The 18319-nt window shown below is 33.9% G+C and carries 20 protein-coding genes; 4 read left to right on the top strand and 16 right to left on the bottom strand.

All coding sequences use genetic code 11. The features are described from left to right. Positions 1-172: 172 nt before the first annotated feature. From ACGH6P_RS05525 to ACGH6P_RS05510, 4 genes are read right to left on the bottom strand one after another with little or no spacing between them, the layout of a single operon-like run. Positions 173-421 carry an acyl carrier protein gene (locus ACGH6P_RS05525; protein ID WP_267351635.1) on the bottom strand — a complete coding sequence of 83 codons (249 nt, stop codon included), beginning with the start codon at positions 419-421 and terminating at the stop codon, positions 173-175. A gap of 4 nt (positions 422-425) precedes the next feature. Next, the gene (locus tag ACGH6P_RS05520; protein ID WP_065559113.1) at positions 426-689 is read right to left on the bottom strand and encodes a phosphopantetheine-binding protein; all 264 of its coding nucleotides are present in this window, start codon (positions 687-689) and stop codon (positions 426-428) included. 26 nt (positions 690-715) lie between these two features. After that, entirely contained in the window at positions 716-1510 is a 795-nt protein-coding gene (locus tag ACGH6P_RS05515) for a lysophospholipid acyltransferase family protein (protein ID WP_411596918.1), read from the bottom strand. Then, positions 1492-2211, bottom strand: coding sequence for a beta-ketoacyl synthase chain length factor (locus ACGH6P_RS05510; RefSeq protein WP_267351630.1), 720 nt, complete (start codon positions 2209-2211; stop codon positions 1492-1494). The genes ACGH6P_RS05515 and ACGH6P_RS05510 overlap by 19 nt, the downstream gene beginning before the upstream one ends. A gap of 152 nt (positions 2212-2363) precedes the next feature. Between ACGH6P_RS05510 and ACGH6P_RS05505 the strand changes: the two genes are divergently transcribed. The 4 genes from ACGH6P_RS05505 to ACGH6P_RS05490 all read left to right on the top strand — a co-directional run bounded on the left by ACGH6P_RS05505 (position 2364) and on the right by ACGH6P_RS05490 (position 7580). Next, positions 2364-3431 (top strand): class I SAM-dependent methyltransferase, encoded by a 1068-nt coding sequence (locus tag ACGH6P_RS05505; RefSeq protein ID WP_411596971.1) that lies wholly within the window; start codon positions 2364-2366, stop codon positions 3429-3431. 37 nt (positions 3432-3468) lie between these two features. Further along, positions 3469-3867 (top strand): hypothetical protein, encoded by a 399-nt coding sequence (locus ACGH6P_RS05500; RefSeq protein WP_267351626.1) that lies wholly within the window; start codon positions 3469-3471, stop codon positions 3865-3867. 387 nt (positions 3868-4254) lie between these two features. Then, positions 4255-5955 (top strand): aspartate-alanine antiporter, encoded by a 1701-nt coding sequence (gene aspT / locus ACGH6P_RS05495; RefSeq protein ID WP_411596917.1) that lies wholly within the window; start codon positions 4255-4257, stop codon positions 5953-5955. A gap of 29 nt (positions 5956-5984) precedes the next feature. After that, positions 5985-7580, top strand: a complete 1596-nt coding sequence (locus ACGH6P_RS05490) for a bifunctional aspartate transaminase/aspartate 4-decarboxylase (RefSeq protein WP_220216647.1) — start codon at positions 5985-5987, stop codon at positions 7578-7580. A gap of 282 nt (positions 7581-7862) precedes the next feature. On the opposite strand, the gene ACGH6P_RS05485 is transcribed toward ACGH6P_RS05490, so the two are convergent. The 12 genes from ACGH6P_RS05485 to ACGH6P_RS05430 form a co-directional block, all read right to left on the bottom strand. Next, the gene (locus ACGH6P_RS05485) at positions 7863-8867 is read right to left on the bottom strand and encodes an aldo/keto reductase (RefSeq protein ID WP_267351620.1); all 1005 of its coding nucleotides are present in this window, start codon (positions 8865-8867) and stop codon (positions 7863-7865) included. Positions 8868-8896: 29 nt separating this feature from the next. Continuing rightward, on the bottom strand, positions 8897-9688 hold the full coding sequence (locus tag ACGH6P_RS05480) for a serine/threonine protein kinase (protein ID WP_411596916.1): 792 nt from the start codon (positions 9686-9688) through the stop codon (positions 8897-8899). A 25-nt stretch (positions 9689-9713) separates the two neighbouring features. Continuing rightward, entirely contained in the window at positions 9714-10487 is a 774-nt protein-coding gene (locus ACGH6P_RS05475) for an SDR family NAD(P)-dependent oxidoreductase (RefSeq protein WP_411596915.1), read from the bottom strand. Positions 10488-10501: 14 nt separating this feature from the next. Further along, positions 10502-11683: an MFS transporter gene (locus ACGH6P_RS05470; protein WP_267377985.1), complete on the bottom strand. Its 1182-nt coding sequence runs from the start codon at positions 11681-11683 to the stop codon at positions 10502-10504. A 26-nt stretch (positions 11684-11709) separates the two neighbouring features. Next, positions 11710-12885, bottom strand: a complete 1176-nt coding sequence (locus ACGH6P_RS05465; protein ID WP_267377987.1) for an acetyl-CoA C-acetyltransferase — start codon at positions 12883-12885, stop codon at positions 11710-11712. A gap of 54 nt (positions 12886-12939) precedes the next feature. Further along, positions 12940-13617: an HAD family hydrolase gene (locus ACGH6P_RS05460; RefSeq protein ID WP_267377989.1), complete on the bottom strand. Its 678-nt coding sequence runs from the start codon at positions 13615-13617 to the stop codon at positions 12940-12942. Next, positions 13598-13846, bottom strand: coding sequence for a tautomerase family protein (locus ACGH6P_RS05455; RefSeq protein ID WP_267351611.1), 249 nt, complete (start codon positions 13844-13846; stop codon positions 13598-13600). Before ACGH6P_RS05455 ends, ACGH6P_RS05460 begins: the two co-directional genes overlap by 20 nt. A 1-nt stretch (position 13847) precedes the next feature. Then, positions 13848-14678 (bottom strand): hypothetical protein, encoded by an 831-nt coding sequence (locus ACGH6P_RS05450; protein ID WP_267377992.1) that lies wholly within the window; start codon positions 14676-14678, stop codon positions 13848-13850. Positions 14679-14692: 14 nt separating this feature from the next. Then, the gene (locus tag ACGH6P_RS05445; protein ID WP_267351607.1) at positions 14693-15442 is read right to left on the bottom strand and encodes an AfsA-related hotdog domain-containing protein; all 750 of its coding nucleotides are present in this window, start codon (positions 15440-15442) and stop codon (positions 14693-14695) included. A 34-nt stretch (positions 15443-15476) separates the two neighbouring features. Then, complete coding sequence (locus ACGH6P_RS05440; RefSeq protein ID WP_267351605.1) at positions 15477-16097, bottom strand: hypothetical protein; 621 nt, start codon at positions 16095-16097, stop codon at positions 15477-15479. A 508-nt stretch (positions 16098-16605) separates the two neighbouring features. Continuing rightward, positions 16606-17511, bottom strand: coding sequence for a DMT family transporter (locus ACGH6P_RS05435; RefSeq protein WP_267377996.1), 906 nt, complete (start codon positions 17509-17511; stop codon positions 16606-16608). An 11-nt stretch (positions 17512-17522) separates the two neighbouring features. After that, entirely contained in the window at positions 17523-18218 is a 696-nt protein-coding gene (locus tag ACGH6P_RS05430; protein ID WP_267351601.1) for an SDR family oxidoreductase, read from the bottom strand. Between the last annotated feature and the right edge of the window lie 101 nt (positions 18219-18319).

The raw sequence follows: 18319 nt of genomic DNA, 5'->3' as shown, positions 1-18319 counted from the left end.
ATAGTTTTGGTAATGTGATTAACCTAAAAACAAATAAAAATATCAAATAAAAAATAGCTAATTCAACATGTTGGTAGTGTAGTGATAAGTAAATAATAAATGGATAAAAGACAAATAAAATATTGGTTATCTTGTTTATTATTGACTTAACTTTGTTCATATTATTATTTTATTATTGATTATTAACTAGTTTGTTTACTGCTTCAACAACATCTTGGACTGTTCTTACCGATTTGAATGTCTCAGGATCAACTTTTTTACCAATCTTTTTTTGTAGATGAACGACTAAATCAACAGCATCAATACTATCAAGATCTAACTCTTCAAAAAGTTTTGATTCGGGTTTAATATCGTCTGGCGATAATTCGAAAAGTTGTACAAGTGCAGATTGAACTTGTTCAAAAATTTGTTGCTTGTCCATATATTTAGGCTCCTTGTTGTTGAGACACGATGAAATCAGCTAATGTTTTAACAGAATAAAACATTTTTTTGGTATCATCACTTTCAGCGGATAATACAATACCAAATTGGTTTTTGATTGCTAAACCAAGTTCTAACGCATCAATAGAGTCTAAGCCTAAGCCTTCACCAAATAGGGGGGCTTCAGTATCTATATCCTCAGGCGTGATGTCTTCTAAATTTAATACATTAATTATTAACGTTTTAATTTCATTGTGTAGTTGTTCCATTAAAGTACCTTTATCTTTGCTCTAACTTAAATATTCTCAGCCTGAATCAGGACAGAGGTTAAATATCGTGTTAATTTTCTTGCTGCGACGGTTGTATTTGGCTCGACAAAATCATCAATCGAAATTTTTTCACCAACCGTAACGTTGAATGATGTTTTTTTGATAGGGATGTCATACCATTTTTGTTGTTTTATCAAAAAAGGAGGATCGCATTGAATATGAATAAGCCGAATATCGGCATGGCAACGTAATGCAATATTTGCTGCACCTCGTTGTAATTTCATCGGTTGATCTGGAACGGTTCGAGTTCCTTCTGGGAATATGAGTATTCGCCCATTATTGGATAATATTTGTTGGCATTGTGGTAATATCTTTTCCGATTCCGCATTTAATATATATCCGGCTGTTTTGATAATACGACTAATAAAAACGTTATTTAATAATGCGCCTTTGACTAAACAATCGCAACGTGGCATAACAGAAACTAACAGTACCACATCAAGCAAAGAAGGGTGGTTAGCCACAATCAGACAATTTTTATCTTGTTTCAGTTTTTCTAGTCCATCAAATTGATATTGAATAATCCCTAATGATTTTATAATGCCGATAAAAATTTTAAAGCAAATACTTATACTATACTGAGCAACTGTTATTCGGTCGTTTTTATTCCAAATGGCTAGTCTTAATAAACTAAACCAAAAAATTGATAAGACAACAAAACCAAAAACGCCAAACAATAGGAAACCAAATGCTATTGCGAATAATCGCCAACATTGATTTAAAGTATAGATTTTTTTTGAGGTTACTGATTTAATGTCCATTGCCAATCTTGAGAATTTCCTTGAATAATAAAATGTTTTTGTTTACACAAATAAGCGTGTAAAAAAGCGATTGATTGAGGATAAATAGGTTGGTAGACCTGTGATGATTTATCGATGCTTTGACAACTTAATTGATCACCGCTTGTTAATATATAGCCAACGGCATAAGCAGGAACATGATAATTAATCTGTTTTTGATAGGTTTCTGGAACAAAACCATCAAAATCGACAAGCAAGACCTTTTTGTTACCATGATGTAAGATTGAAAATGCTTCAATTAACCCCTGTTGAAAGCTGTCATTGTGTGCAGAAATTGAGCTAATAGGTATACTTCTATTACTGATGATAGTGACTAATCCCGATGCCGTATTATGCACAGAAAGTGCGAAATCGGTCGGTGAAATATCATGATTTTGATTCATCGAAGTTAGGATTTTATGGGTTCTTTCCAATTCACCATGTTGGCTGGTGAAAATCGCTAAATCCAAATGATGATTGTCAATCAGTTCAAGTCCAACATCCACAGCTAATCGAGAGCCCATACTCATTCGACGGGCTTGCATCATCGGTATTTTTTTCGTTTTTGGTAAGGGCATATCCCAATTATGATTAAAAGATGTTGACCATAATTCCCAGTCAGATTTTGTTGAGAGACCAGAAGATAAAGCAAACCAATTTTCAATGGTAAAAGAAAAATTCATTTTTATTTCAATTTTTTAGCATTTTAATTATTTAATTCTTTACTTAACACTATTTTGTAATATTATTACAAAAAAATATCCTTTAACGGATAATTTACTAATACAATACATTAAATCAACAAAAAGGCAATAGATTGACTGGACAAGAAAACATTAGATATGGATATAACGAAGATAAATACTCTGCGTTAGAGGCGATAACGGAAGCACAAAAAATCGCATTTTCGCCTATTTTATTTCAAGCTGTCCTTTGTATGAGAGATAAAGGAATATTAGCAAGTATAGACCGAGCAAGTACTGACGGAATAACGGTTGATGAAATCATTAAAGAGATTGATTTATCTGAATATGCAATTCAATTATTACTCGATATTGGTTTAAGTATGCATGTCATTTATCAACAGCATTCCCGTTATTTTTTGGCAAAAATTGGTCATTATTTATTGCATGACAAAATGACGAAAGTTAATCTTAATTTTACTCAAGATATTTGTTATGAAAGCATGCGCTATCTTCAATCTGCTCTTGAATCGGGAAAACCAGAAGGTTTAAAAGTTTTTGGTGATTGGTCAACCATATATCCTGCCTTACAAGTGTTACCTGAAAAAGCCAAAAAAAGCTGGTTTGAATTTGACCATTTCTATTCTGATCATTCCTTTCCTGCCGCTTTTTCACATATTGAACAATTAAATCCAAAGCATATTTATGATGTGGGTGGTAATACCGGTAAATGGGCACTTTTTTGTGCTAAACAAAATCCGAATATTAGAATAACGCTTTTGGATTTACCGCAGCAAATTCATGTTGCCAAGCAAAATATTCAACAAGCTGGTTTATCTGATCGGATTGAGGGCTTTGAAGTTGATTTATTGAAAGATGAGATTTTACCCAATCAAGCTGATGTTTGGTGGATGAGTCAGTTTCTTGACTGTTTTAGTCGTGAACAAATTACTCGCATTTTAACACTAATTCATCGCAGTATGAAAGATGATGCAACGGTTTGCATTATGGATTTGTTTTGGGATAGGCAGACATTTGAGGCCGGTGCATTAAGTCTGAATGCCTCGTCTTTATATTTCACCTGTTTAGCAAATGGCAATAGTCGTTTTTACCATTCTAAAATATTTTATCAATGTTTAAATGAAGCAGGGTTTCATGTTGAAAAAGATATTGATGGCTTAGGTTATGGACATACGTTGTTAATTTGTAAAAAACGTTAAATCAAAAATTAATCACTTTTATTCAAGGAGTAAACAAATGAAGTTTTTTAAGTTGATAATAGCCACTTTTTTTATCTGTCTATTATTTGGTTGTGCCAATAAGTATGAGGCACCAAGAACAGTTGAGTCATCATCGCAAGGTTTGAGTAAAGAGCAGGTTAAAAATGCTATTTTAGCGGTGAATAAAAAACGTGATACTCGATATGGTATTTGGAAACTAGATTTAATTGATAACAACAATATTCGTGCATCGTTATTAAATCTAAAATATGAAGCTACCATGAATATCAATTTCTCTTCAGAAGGCTATAAAATTCAATATAAATCAGTCAGCCCAAATTTAATTAATAAGAAGGGTGAAGTTCATCGTAACTATAATCGTTGGGTCAATGATCTAGATTATAGAATTCGCCAAAATATTTTCAAAGTCCAGTAAATAAAATCAATTTGGAATGGAATTTAATCTCTACATAAATTTGTCCAAAATTGATAAAAATTAAGCTCACTTTATTGTGTACTTAATAATTACCTATTTTAGTGCGTTATCATTTTTTAATGATAACGCACTAATCTTCTAAAGTATTCTCTAATTAGTTTAAATAAGTTATTACAGTAAAAATTCCTTATTTTCAAAAAGGAACAAAAAAAAATTTTTACCATTTTTCTAACGATGATATCAATTGTTAAAATTAACTTTCTATTCTTTAAATAGCAGTTTAATATATTAATGTATTCATAAAAATTAGTGAATATTCTTCAAATTCCTTTTTATATCTTTTCATATATTCTTAATTCATCATTTTAGCACTTGAGGACAATGATTATGTTTCAATGGCTTTCAAATTGGATTTTAGATGGACTCAAACACTCACCAGAAATATTATTATTTCTCTCATTGAGTTTAGGTTATTTAATTGGTGGGATTCGTATCGGTAAATTTCAGCTGGGTGGCGTAGCCGGTTCATTGCTTGTCGCTGTAGCACTGAGTGTATTTGGTGTAACTGTTGATGCTGGCGTTAAAGCGGTACTTTTCGCACTATTTATTTATGCTGTTGGGTTTGAAAGTGGCCCCCAGTTTTTCCGATCTTTAGGTATTAAAACATTACGAGAAATCTTTTTAGCACTTTTCATTGCGGTTGCAGGTTTTGTGACTGTCGTTGTTTTAGCAAAAATATTCGATTTAGATAAAGGGTTGGCAGCCGGTCTTGCCGCAGGGGGATTGACACAATCTGCTATTATGGGTACTGCTTCTGATGCGTTAACTCAGCTTGGTTTAAGCGCAGAAGAGCTAAGTCGTTTACAAGGTAATGTTACCATTGGCTATGCTGTAACTTATATCTTTGGTTCCCTTGGTGCCATTATTGTTTGTGTTAATATTTTACCTAAAATCATGGGTAGAGATATCAGCGATGATGCAATTAAGGCGCAGGCTGAACAACTTCATGGCTCGATGTTATTAGGTGCTAATCAAAATTTTGCTTTATCTGATATTAGTGGTCGTTTGTATCGGGTGACAAATAAGATCAATCAAAGTGTTTCTGATATTGAAAAAACGGTAAATGGCATTAGCATTGAACGAATAAAACGAGGCAATAAAATTCTTGAGGCAACACCTGAAACAGTGATTAAAGCTAAAGATATTATTTTAGTTGTTGGTCACCGTGATGCCATGATTCAAGCGAATGATCTTTTGGGTACAGAAATTAATTCTGCATCAGGAATGGATGTGGTGATGAATACTCAAGATGTTGAAATGCGTAATTCTCGTTATGTTGGAGAGAATTTAACACAAGTACTTTCATCTGACGAAGTAATCAGTTTAAAACATGGTATCTATTTAGTTGCGATTCATCGCGATGGTCAAAGCCTTCCATTAAACAATGATATTGTTTTAAAACTAGGTGATGTGATAACCATTTATGGGGCGGATAGTGATCTTCGACGTGTTATAGATCGAATTGGTGCACCGATTACCAAAAGCGAAAAAACAGATTGGATATTTCATGGTTTAGGTCTTGTCGTTGGGCTGATTATTGGATTAGTTGTGATTCGGGTTAGCGATATTCCAATTACCCTAGGCGCAGGTGGCGGTGCATTACTTTCTGGTCTCTTATTTGGTTGGTATCGATCTTTCCATCAAACCGTAGGCAATATTCCAACTGGCGCTTTGCAACTTTTAAAAGATTTTGGTTTAGCAGGCTTTGTCGCTGTCGTGGGTTTAAGTTCTGGTCTTCAAGCAATCGATACCATTAAAGAACAAGGTTTATCACTGTTTTTAATCGGAGTTGTGGTCACTCTGTTACCGATGTTACTGGCGATTTATTTTGGTAAATATGTACTTGGTTATAAAAACTCTGCCGTATTTGCCGGTGCTTTAGCGGGTTCACGAAGTGCTAATCCAGCCTTTGGTGAAGTGCTAAATAAAGCAGGCAATTCAACACCGACTAATTCTTTTGCTATTACCTACGCACTGGCGAATGTATTCCTAACTTTATTAGGTCCATTGGTTGTGGCTTTTGTTTAAGCAAAAACTCAAATTAAAGGTAAAAGATTATGAAGAACAAATCAGATTATGCAAAATATGCTAATTTAAGTCCTTTTGAATTAAAAGATAACTTAATTAAACTTGCCCAAAGCCATCCTGATCATGCTATGTTAAATGCAGGACGTGGTAATCCTAATTTTTTAGCAACTTGGCCGCGTCAAGCTTTTTTCCAGCTTGGTGTTTTTGCGATTCAAGAATCCGAAATGTCTTATTCTTATCTCAATGAAGGGGTAGGTGGTTTTCCAATTAAAGATGGATTAACAGGGCGCTTTGAGCATTTTATTCGTCAAAATTACAATACCCCTGGTGTTCCATTCTTAGGTAAAGCATTTTCGTATATTCGTGATCAACTTGGTCTTGATGAAAATGCATTTTTACAAGAAATGGTAGAAGGAATTTTAGGTTGTAACTATCCTGTTCCTGATCGAATGCTACGGTTCAGCGAAAAAGTCGTCAAATCCTATGTGTTAAGACAAATGGGGGCAAGCTATCTAAATATCGATGATATCGACCTTTTTGCAACCGAAGGTGGTACAGCCGCCATGGCTTATGTTTTCAATTCGATGAAAGAAAATGGTTTGATTCATAATGGCGATAAAATTGCAATTGGTGCACCAATTTTTACCCCTTATCTTGAAATTCCAGCCTTAAATGATTATCAATTAGTTGAAGTATTAATTAATTCGGATCCTAATTTAAATTGGCAGTATCCTGAATCTGAATTACGCAAATTAGAAGATCCTGCTATTAAAGCTTTCTTCCTTGTTAACCCTTCCAATCCACCATCCGTAAAAATTGATGATAAAAGCTTAAAAATTATAGCTGATATTGTTAAAAAACGTCCTGATCTCATTATTTTAACGGATGATGTGTACGGTACATTTGCCGATGATTTCCAATCTTTGTTTGCTATTTGCCCTAAAAATACCATTTTAGTTTACTCATTCTCTAAATATTTTGGGGCAACCGGTTGGCGTTTAGGGGTAATTGCAACCGCACAAGATAATGTCATTGATAAAACAATTCGATCATTGCCAAGTAAAGCAAAACAAGTTTTAAATAAACGTTATAGCTCAATTGTTACCGATCCTGAAAATCTCAAATTTATTGATCGTTTAGTTGCTGACAGTCGTGCAGTTGCATTAAACCATACAGCAGGACTTTCAACACCTCAACAAGTGCAAATGGTATTATTTGCACTTTGTGAAATGATGGACACGGATGAGAGCTATAAAACAACGTTGAAAACATTAATACGTCGTCGTGCTGCTTCGCTATATCAGCATGTGGGTCTGAAACATAAAACAGATGGAAACAGTGTTGATTATTATACGCTAATCGACCTTGAACACATTTGTCGTGAACTTTATGATGATAAGTTTGCCAAATGGATTCTTAAAAATAAAAATCCTTCTGAATTGCTATTTAGAATTGCTGATGAAGCGGGTGTGGTGCTATTACCGGGTAAAGGGTTTGCTGTACAACATCCTTCAGCTCGTGCCTCATTAGCTAACTTAAATGAGTATCAATATGCGGCAATTGGCTTATCGATGCGTAAACTGGCTCAAGAGTATTATGATGAATACAAAGGCAAGAAAAAATAGAAAACGAACTTAATCGTTATAATAAATCACATAAAAAGCCCTAATTATTCGGGCTTTTTTTTTATTTAATATCTAATATCAAAATTTTAATAATGAACAAAATAAAATAGCGTTTATGGATATTCCAAACTGATTATTTTTTAATGATTTTTATTATCTCTATGCGGTATAAAAATAATATTTAAGCAATAATTGTGTATCACCTGTTACCTATATTGCTGATTGATTGTTTCAATAAAGCAACATTAGGCTCTCATTGTTCAATGCTCAGTCAGAGTATTTTTAAAAGATACCTTTCATACCTTCTGGTGTATAGCGGTCTCCTTTAATATCAATACGATTTTTTAAATCATTGAGAATGGTAAGATCTTCTTTTTCAAGCGTAACAAAACAGGCATTAACATTTTCGAACAAATATTTTTCTTGTTTTGTACCAGGAATAGGAACAACACCTTCCCATTGCGCAAGCAACCACGCTAAAGCAATTTGACCACTTGTACAATCATATTTAATTGTCATCGGTTTTAGTGCATTTAATAGGAGTTTGTTGTGCTCTATGTTCGCATCTAAAAATCTTGGGTTAGTTTTACGAAAATCACCGTCTGCAAAATCTTTTCCTGACTGATATTTTCCTGTCAAAAAACCACGCCCAAGCGGAGAGTAGGGAACCAGTCCAATATTTAACTCTTTTAATAGCGGTAATAGATTATCTTCAATATCCCGAGTCCAAAGTGAATATTCAGTTTGAACAACATCGACTGGAAAGACTGAATGTGCGCGGATTAATAAATCTTTAGGTACTTCACAAAGACCAACATGCTTAATTTTTCCCTCTTTTACTAATGTTGCCATCGTCTCCATTGTTTCCTCAATGGGGTTTTCGGGATTGATTCGATGAATATAAAAGAGGTCGATTTGTTCAATACCTAATCGTTTTAAAGATGCTTCACAGCATGATTTTATGTATTGAGGAGCATTATTTATTTTTCTTTCATAGCCAATAGTATTGTTTCTATCTATTCCACATTTAGTTGCAATACATAATTGTTCTCGTTGTGATGAAGTTAATTCTTTTAGCAATGTTCCAATGAGTAATTCGTTTTGCCCACGACCATACATATCAGCTGTATCAATCAAGGTTATGCCACTATCCACAACGGAATGTAGCAACCTAATTGAGTGCTGATCATCAGTAGGGCCATAGAACTCACTCAGTCCCATAGCTCCATAACCTATTGCACTGACACTAATATCTGAGCCTAACGTTCTTTGTGGTAATTTATGCATTTAAAAGTTCTCCAATTTGTCCGTCATAATTAATCATTATTAAACCTATATACCGCTCCATCTCCCCATGTTCCTATATAATAATGATTATTGTATAAAGCTAATGCTACAGCACCTGATAACGATGAAACTAATGTATCTAATTTTTTAGTTTTCACATCAATCTGACGTACCATATTGGCTCCATTATCAATTACTGCAACCACACTAGGCGAAACAGTGACAATACCAACACCTGGTCGAGTAAATCCACTACCTAACTCAGTTTTATTGCCATTCGGGTCAATCATTGTTAAACGACCGCTATATTGAGAAACCACTAAACTTTTATCAGGAAGTTGTGTGACGCCAACTGGAGTAGATAATCCTCGTACGATAATTTCTTTCTGACCACTGTTCAAATTGAGTGAAACGATTTCACCCGTCGAACGATTGGTAATAAGCAAATTTCCAGAATTTGAAAATGCAATGCCTGTCGGAGTATGATAACCGTCAGAAATTTTTTGAGCTTCTCCATTTGCGGTAATTTTTAAAATATAATCATCACTATAAGAAGATACATAGATATTATCTTGTTTATCTATGACAATTCCAGCGGGTGAGGAAATATTCGAATAAACGGTTTGTTTGTTGCCTTTAGTATCTATTTTAACCACTGAATTACCAGACCAATTGGTCACATACATCGCCCCAGAACTGTCAAAGGCAATCCCAGTTGGAGCATTAAATGACTTAGAAACAGTTTTTAATTCGGCCATACTCATCGCTCCATAAAAAGTGGAAAAGATAAAAATGAGGGTAGATAGTAAAAATTTTTTCATAATAGGTATTCTCCTTAAAATTGTTTTAATAACCGATTGATGCTCCACCATCAAGATTGATTGAAGCACCGTTGATATAACCAGCTTTTTTACTGAATAAAAATACAATGGCATTGCCTATATCATTGACATCAGTAAATTTGTTTAATGGATTCATTTTTCTGAAATTATCATTTAATGATTCCGCAGTTGTTGAGAAAGATTGTGCGAGTCTGGTTGAGGTTTTGTACCAAGATTCAGATTCGGTAATCCAAGGATTAATGACGTTGATGCGAATTCCATGCTTTCCTAAATACTTTGAAGCAGCTTTAGTAAAGCCTGATAGGGCTGCATTGACGGTACTATTTATAATGAAATCGGGGTTGGGATCGTAACAAAATGTTCCATTAATAATGACAACTTTTCCTTCACGCTTATTGGTTGCCATTAATTTTGTGATCTGTTTGGTCATATTGATTGAGCCCCAAAGTTTACTTTGAAGAGATTCGTCCCAATCATTTTTGGTGGATAAAAAATAATCAATCGGTTCCCCTAGACCTGCAGCATTGACTAATCCGTCAATTGGCGTGTTTGCCCAAATAGAAGATAATTTTTCGGCAACTTGATCTTCTTGAGTAATATCGATGATCTGAGTAAGAATATGCTTATTGTTTGTTAACAACTCTAATTCTTGATGCGTAGCGGATAATTTATCTGAATTTCTTCCGACAAGGATAACCTTATAATGATTTTCTAGAAGAACTTTTGCAATCCCTTTGCCAATTGACCCAGTTCCACCCGTTACCATGATAGTTTCCATTTTATTTTTTCCTATTATTTTGTTAATTTGAGACCGAATAGCGCTATCACTATATTGATGATCGTCAGACTAATACTGGTAATCATTACCCCATTCCAATTAAAGTTCTCATAGAAAATACCTAATACGTAAGTACCAATACTTCCTCCAGCCAAACAAGATAAAAGATATAAAGAAGAAATAGCGCCTCTTGAATTAATCGGTACAATTTGATTAAGTATTGAAATGACTATAGGTTGCAGTCCAAACACAAAAAGAAATAAACAAAAAATACCTAAGGCGATAAAAAATAAATTGGTACTAAATCCGATAGTGATAACTGATATGCTGACAAATACAAGGCAAATAATTAATAATCTACCTTTAGTCATAAATTGAGATAATTTGCCTGTGATGATAGTACCAATGACGGCGCTGATTCCTGCAAAGTTTAACCATCCTAATACCGTTGATGAAAGATAAAAAGGCGAGCCTTTTAAATAGAAGGTTAATAATGATGATAATCCAAGGTAAACAAAAAACAGAAGAAAACCAACAAACAGAAAAATAAGTACCGTTTTATTTAGCAATAACTTAGCCGCGGTGAGATAAGTACTTGCGATACTCATGTTGGAAGTATTGTTGTTCGTGTTTTTTATACCCATTGGAATAAAAAGACAAGCAAAAACAATTAACAATGCATAAATAAAGAAGGCAATTTGCCAAGACCAATAATCAGTCATCATGGCTACTACACTACGGCTAAAAATAATACCGACAATAGAGGCGGAAATCATCACTCCCATTGCTTGAGGCAATTTTTCATTAGGTGTATTCTTAGCCGTATAGGCAAATAATGCAGCCGGAACTGATGCTGCAAAAAAACCGATTAATGACATAATGATTAAATAGAGACTGAATGATTCGACGATACCAGATAAACCAAGACAAATAATGGTTCCAATACTCCCAAATACCACTAAAAATCTTGTTGATACTTTATCTGATAATGGACCATAAATAAAAAAGGAAATAGCGTAGAAAAAACAAGATAAGCTAAATATACTTCTTGCATCTAAAATATCAATGTTAAAACTTTTTGAAATTTCCTGAAAAATGAGTTGGCTGATATAAACTGAACCGACCAAAAGCACAATAAGTACGGCAGAAACAAGAATACTTGTAGTTGATTGTTCTTGTTTCTGTATTGATTTCATGCCTGATTCCATAATCTAATTCCTCTTTAATTTCGATGAATACTCATTGCCACCCCTTCACCTCCACCGACACATAATGCAGCAATACCGACATTGAGATTCTGTGATATTAGTTGATGTATAAGTGTAACCAAGACACGACAACCTGATGCACCAATCGGATGTCCTAATGCAATTGCACCACCGTTAACATTAAGTTTATCGTTAGTTAACGCTAATACTTTTTGGACAGCTAAAGATTGTGAAGCAAATGCTTCATTACACTCAAACAGATCGACATCATCAATAGACATACCTGTTTTCTTCAAACAAGCTTCGATGGCACTAATCGGACCCAGCCCCATAACAGAAGGATTGATACCTGTATTGGCAAAAGCAGATATCGTGACCATAGGTGTTAATCCTAAAGATATTGCTTTTTGTTTACTGCATACTATTACCGCTGCTGCACCATCATTAAGGGATGATGCATTACCGGCTGTGACAACTCCCTCCTTTTTGAAAACAGGTTTTAATGTTGATAATTTCTCCAGCGTTGTTTCTCTCGGTCCTTCATCTTTATCAATCACGACTTCACCTTTTTTGGTGGCTAAAGTTATTGGAATGATTTCATTGGCAAAACAATTATTCTGTATTGCATTTAAGGCTTTCTGATGTGAGGACAGTGCAAAAATATCTTGTTCTTCACGAGTAATATGATGACTTTCGGCAACATTTTCAGCTGTTACTCCCATGTGATACTGATGAAAGGCATCGGTTAATCCGTCATTAACGAGTGTGTCAATTAATGCCGAATTCCCTAAACGGTTACCTTTACGAATTCCTTTAACAGCATGCGCTGCGGTTGACATGCTTTCTTGTCCTCCTGCGATGATCATTTGCGCATCGCCATTTCTAATTGCTTGAACAGCTAAATTGATAGCCACCAAACCCGAACCACAGACTTTATTCACCGTTAATCCCGTTACTTTTTCGGGTAAACCTGCTTTGATCGCTGTTTGTCTTGCTGGATTTTGTCCACAACCAGCGGTTAAAACTTGTCCCATAATGACTTGATCGATTTCGTTAGCAGGAATATTCGATTCTTTTAGCATATTTTTAATGAGCATTGCGCCTAATTCTGTTGCTGGTATGTCAGCAAAACTACCAAGAAATGCTCCAATAGCGGTTCTTTTGGCCGCTACAATTACAATTTCTTCCATATTAAAATTTCTCCAATCTAAATGTTAATTATCTTTAACATTGCTTTTTTTAAATCATAAAACTTGCCAGTTATTTTGTTTGGCAAGTTGTAACATCGTAGGATGATCGCCGACGTAAACAGAATGACCGACACAAGACAACATATTTAAATCAGAAATATCATCTCCATACCCGTAGCTACTGCTTAAATCGATTCCTTGTTCTAAGGCAAATTTTTCGATTGCGGTGGCTTTACCCGCTCCAATAGTTTGTATCCCTGTAATTTCACCTGTCAAAATTCGCTGTTGGTCAACAACCGGATTAACACACAAAATGTCATCTACTTTTAAATATTCAGCAATCGGTTTTAAAAGCGGTAGCATTGACCCAGAAACAAATACTGTTCGTTCGCCTCTAGTTTGATGTTGATGTAAGCGATCAACTGTTTTTTGAATAAAGGCATTCTTGTTGACAACATTTTGCTCAAACCAAATCTTACCGATTGAAAATAGTTCATCCATGCTCATACCCGAAAGTAATTGGTAGTACATGGAATTGAGTTCTTCTCTTGGTCGATTGTTAGCTCTTGCTTGTTTGAATGCGTCATCAAATTGAACTTTGAGATCATGAAGTTTTTTTACTTCAGACAGATATTCAAAAAAATTAAACATACTTTTGATCGTTATAAGTGTTTCATCCACATCAAAAAATGCAGCTATAGCTTGATTTGTATTACTTTTTGTTTGCATCATGCTCAGCGTCCTTACTTATATAAGCCCTGCTTTTGGTTAGAAAGTTAGGATCAGTTCCTATCACGCCTGCATCTGACCACCGTGAAGGGGAAACTTCTTGAAGGCTAATCGAGATTTTATCGATAGGGCAACCTAAAATTTTATGCGTCGCAACTGTTATTTCTTCGAGTAATTTTTTAGCTTTTTCATCATCAGAAATCGGCCAGCTGATAATATTGATATGTGGCATGTTATTTCTCCTTAATTGGGGTTGTAATTAAATGGTCAAATAAATCTATTTGACTCAATTTGAGTTGGGCATGGACATCGCCTCCTAGTCCAAAATATCCAATTGCACCGCCATAAGACTGTTGTGAACTCATGAACAGCACAATGACGTTGATAATTCGATTACTGTCTTTTTCATGTTTTGGAAAAGGATTGTTCAAAATGGCATAATAGTTAGCAAAACCGTTATTATCAGTCACAAAAACATTAGGAATTCCTAAAGGCCCAGGGCGGGTTAATTCTTGCGGATTAAGATCTTTTTCTCTTAAGCTCATTACGGTGTAAAGGCTATTTGGTATTAAGTTTTTAAAACAAAAATCAAATCGAGCAACGGAACCATCAATGGTTACATCAAGTGTTCCTTGCGCTTTTAACCAATCACTCAGTACAATTTTATTGAGTTTTCGAAGTCCGTCATTTTCCCGATAGTCATAGATATAACCATTACTTAATGGAAGACTAGGGCGTTGGATTTGTGAAGCATTAGGGCATTGTTCCGGTGCAAAGACCATTGGATAATTATTTAAAGGTAGCGGAAGCGGTAATGTAAAAAGCTCTATTTCTGCGAGTCTTTTTTCATTTTTTATATCTAATTCTTCAGTAATTGTATAAGCACATGTTTCACCAAATTTGGGTAATTGGCTTTTTGGGGAAACTAACGCCATCCCCCATGAGATGGCATTATTCTCCTTGATTAAATTTCCTACAACGACAAAGTTACCGTGCTTATCAACCACTTCAGAAGGTGGATATAAAGGGCCTTGTGTTGTTGGAATTAATTGGAATTTTGACATAACGCTTTCCTTTTTTATGCCATAAAACTTTTATATTCAGTCAAATATAAAGCCACTGCATCTTTAGCTAACTTTGATTCTTTTTCTAAAAGTTCTTTCGCCGGATATACCACGTAACTGGTCAACATCGTGGCACAAATTTTATTTGCCTGTTTGATTGTTATTTTGGCTTTCAACTTTGACCGATAATTATTTTGGTCTATGTCGAGAAGTTCAAAATGAATGATGGCTGGTAAAGGAAATAAAAAGTTTTCAAAATTGACATTCATTTCATTGATGACAAAATAGGTGTCTTTTTTATTTTCTTTTGCGAGAAAAAATTCTTCTGTTATTGCAATAAAAGTTTGTCTGAAAGCTTCAGTAATAATCATTCCCTGTACATGACTACCAGTTTGATGATCACCCATAAGCATATTTCTTTCATCAAGAATAAAAGGTAATTCAAAATTAGATTGATCCAATTTTTTTGCTTGACCGATTAGCACGTTATAAGTGTTGTGTTGATGAGTATAAATATTCGGTGCAAAATTATTACCATAAAATGAAAATAATGAACTCAAATCCAAATGTTCAGGGCTATTGTTGCTAATGTTAAATTTACTTATTTCATCATTTTTACACCCCAATCCAGGAAATAAATGATTTTTAATGTTAAAAACTTTTGCAGGCATTTGTGCCATTATGGCAAGTTGGCTTAACGTAATCGTTCCATCAAGTTTTGCAAATTCATTGAATTTATCGCCAACAACAACTAATTTATTCAAAATGATTCTCCTTATAATTAATAGTGGAAATCTATTAACCACCTAATTTTCTATAGATTTTTGTATAAAGTCCTTCTTTACCACCGGTGATGTAGCTGTCTCCTGCTTGTGCAACAATCGTTTTGTAATGCTCATCTGTAAATGGTTTTATGTAATCTTCAATAGCTCCGTTAAAGCATGAGATAAACATTACGCCAGGAATTTGGCTAATGAGTGAATGATAAGCATCAAAAGAAGTGATTTTGTCAGCGTTACTTTTAACAACATTGAAAATAGTTTCGTTGCGCCATTTTAAATAAGCGTTATAGGCTGTAGGTAATACTTCGACATGACGAAGTTGAACAAAATTTGTTTGAGGAATGACAGTAACGGAACGGATAGGACTTTCAACATAAAAAAGTAATTCACGCTTAATATCGCCGCACAGATAGTTAGCATATTCGGTAAAATCCTGTGCAAAACTTTTTTCGTAATCTGCTAATTCATTTAACGAGCCTAACGCGATAAATTCAATCAATTCTTCTTTATCATCCGAAATATAAAAACTATGTTTGTTGATAAGATCTTTAGATTTGGTTAAAGCGAATGTTTCAATTTCCTGTCCTTTTTCTTTTTTTACAGGATATCGGTTTATTAATAAATATTGTGATGGCATTTTTTATTTCCTCTTTCTGATATACAAAAGTGATCATTAGTTGTACAACTGTTGAAAGACTAAACGGAAATAACAAAATACAAAAATACTTATTTTGTGATATGAAATTGATATCAAAGAGAATATTTTCTGTGTTAAGTCGATTGAATTTGATTGGAATTATTAAACCTTAACTTGATGATTTAATTGACAATTAAATGTTTTTCTTAATATGATTTCGTGATGATGGTTAGAAATTTAGAATGAAAGGCAGAGTGCTATACACAAATCATTCAAGAGAGCGTGTTTTGATATTGACGCAAGGATTTGAATAACTAAATTCCATTTGTCTGATCTAAAAAGATGGGTATTGAGTTTTATTATGATTAATCTGTTATCGCCATATTATTGTATTGTGATACTCTGAATTGCCATGACAAAACTCGCTAATAAAGATATTTGTTCAATAATGTGGTCAGTTGCCGCACTATTAAATCAGTTTGTGAATATATTTATTACATCGTTTTGATTAATCCTTTTTCATAACAGTTTTATACGCACCTGTTGCACCTATAACGCCACCAATCACCATGAAAGCACCGATTAACTGTAAAGCAGTTGGTATCAAGCCATTTATAAAAGCCAATAATAGAGTAAAAACGGGGACTAAATTGAAAAATACAGACGTTTTTGCCGCACCAAGATTTTTTATACCGACGTTCCAAAATAAATAAGCCAGTACTGAACCAATTATTCCCATGTAAATAAGTATTAAGTGATGACACAATGAAATATTAATGATTGCATTCACTAAATTACCCTGAAATATTGTAAATAGAACAATGCCTACTGTACCTATTAACATGGTAAAACTTGTGGTTTGTAGTGGTGTTGAGTTGCTGATAAATTTACGACATCCGACAGTATAGATTGCCCAGGCTAAATTACCCAATAAAATGATTAAATCACCACGGTTAAAATGCAACTTGATAATATTATTAATATCGCCATTACTGATAACAAAAATCACACCAACCAAACTTATTAACATGCCAATTACTTGTGACCATAACACTCGATATTTATCAACAATTGACGCAATTAACGTTGTTGTGATAGGTGACGTTGCCATGATAAGTGCACCATTAATCGGAGATGTTGTTTGTAATCCTATAAAGAAAGCCAAATTGAATCCGGTGATACCACATAAACCAAGAAGAGTATACGGTTTCCAATTTGATTTAAATGCAATGATATTATTTTTATCTTTAATAAGCATAAAAATAAAAATGGCAATAGCGGCGATAATAAAACGTTCAGATGCAGCTGTAAGAGGGGTGACAGATGCCACAACAATCGAGCCCGCATTAAAATTAGAACCCCAAAAAAAGGCAGATAAAGTGACAAGTAAAAAAGCTAATTTATTGTTTTTCATTTTAATCTTCCTTATTTCCATAAAAAAGCATCTAACGTTATTGATGACACTAATAACTCTTTCGGCGTATTAATTAAAAACATGATTATTTCAGCAACATTACTTGGTTTAAGCATGCGAGATTTTTGTTCATCGTTAAAACTTATATATTTTTCCATATGTTCTCTAAAATCAGTGTCAACTTTATCCAAAACAAGATTGGAAACTTTAATACCTATAGGCTTGCAATATTCTTTTAATCCTTCACTAAGACCTTGTACTGCATGTTTAGACACTGAATAAGAATACATATCTTTACTTCCTTTTAATCCCCATATTGATGAAATATTAATTATGTGAGGATTTTGACTTTTTTTCAAAAAAGGAAGTATTCCACGGGTTAAGAAAAAATATCCACTTACATTGACGTTAAGTGTATTTACCCACTCTGTATCTGTTGTTGTGAAAGGATCGTTAAAATATGATACTCCAGCGACATTTATTAAAACATCTATGGTTCCCAAATGTATTCCAGCTTCTAAAATTGCATTCTTAATTAGTAGTGGATCTGTCAAATCAAGTTTGTAAGTAAATAAACTATCTGAATTAAGCTCGTTTATTTTTTTCTCTGACAGATAAGTAGCAAAAACTTTGTGCCCTTGTGATAAAGCAATGCTTACCACTTGATGACCAATTCCACTTTCTGTACCAGTAACAAATATATTCATGAATATTTTTCCTCTTAAAATAAAAAATTATAAATAAACTATTTTTCATTCTATTTAGAATTCATTTATAGTACTATGATCAAAATAACAACATTAAATTC

Source organism: Gilliamella sp. CG25, from assembly GCF_046635705.1.
In the GTDB taxonomy this organism is placed as follows: domain Bacteria; phylum Pseudomonadota; class Gammaproteobacteria; order Enterobacterales; family Orbaceae; genus Gilliamella; species Gilliamella apicola_I.
The sequence above is the reverse complement of the archived record's forward strand: the minus strand, read 5'-3'. Positions and strand labels throughout refer to the sequence as shown.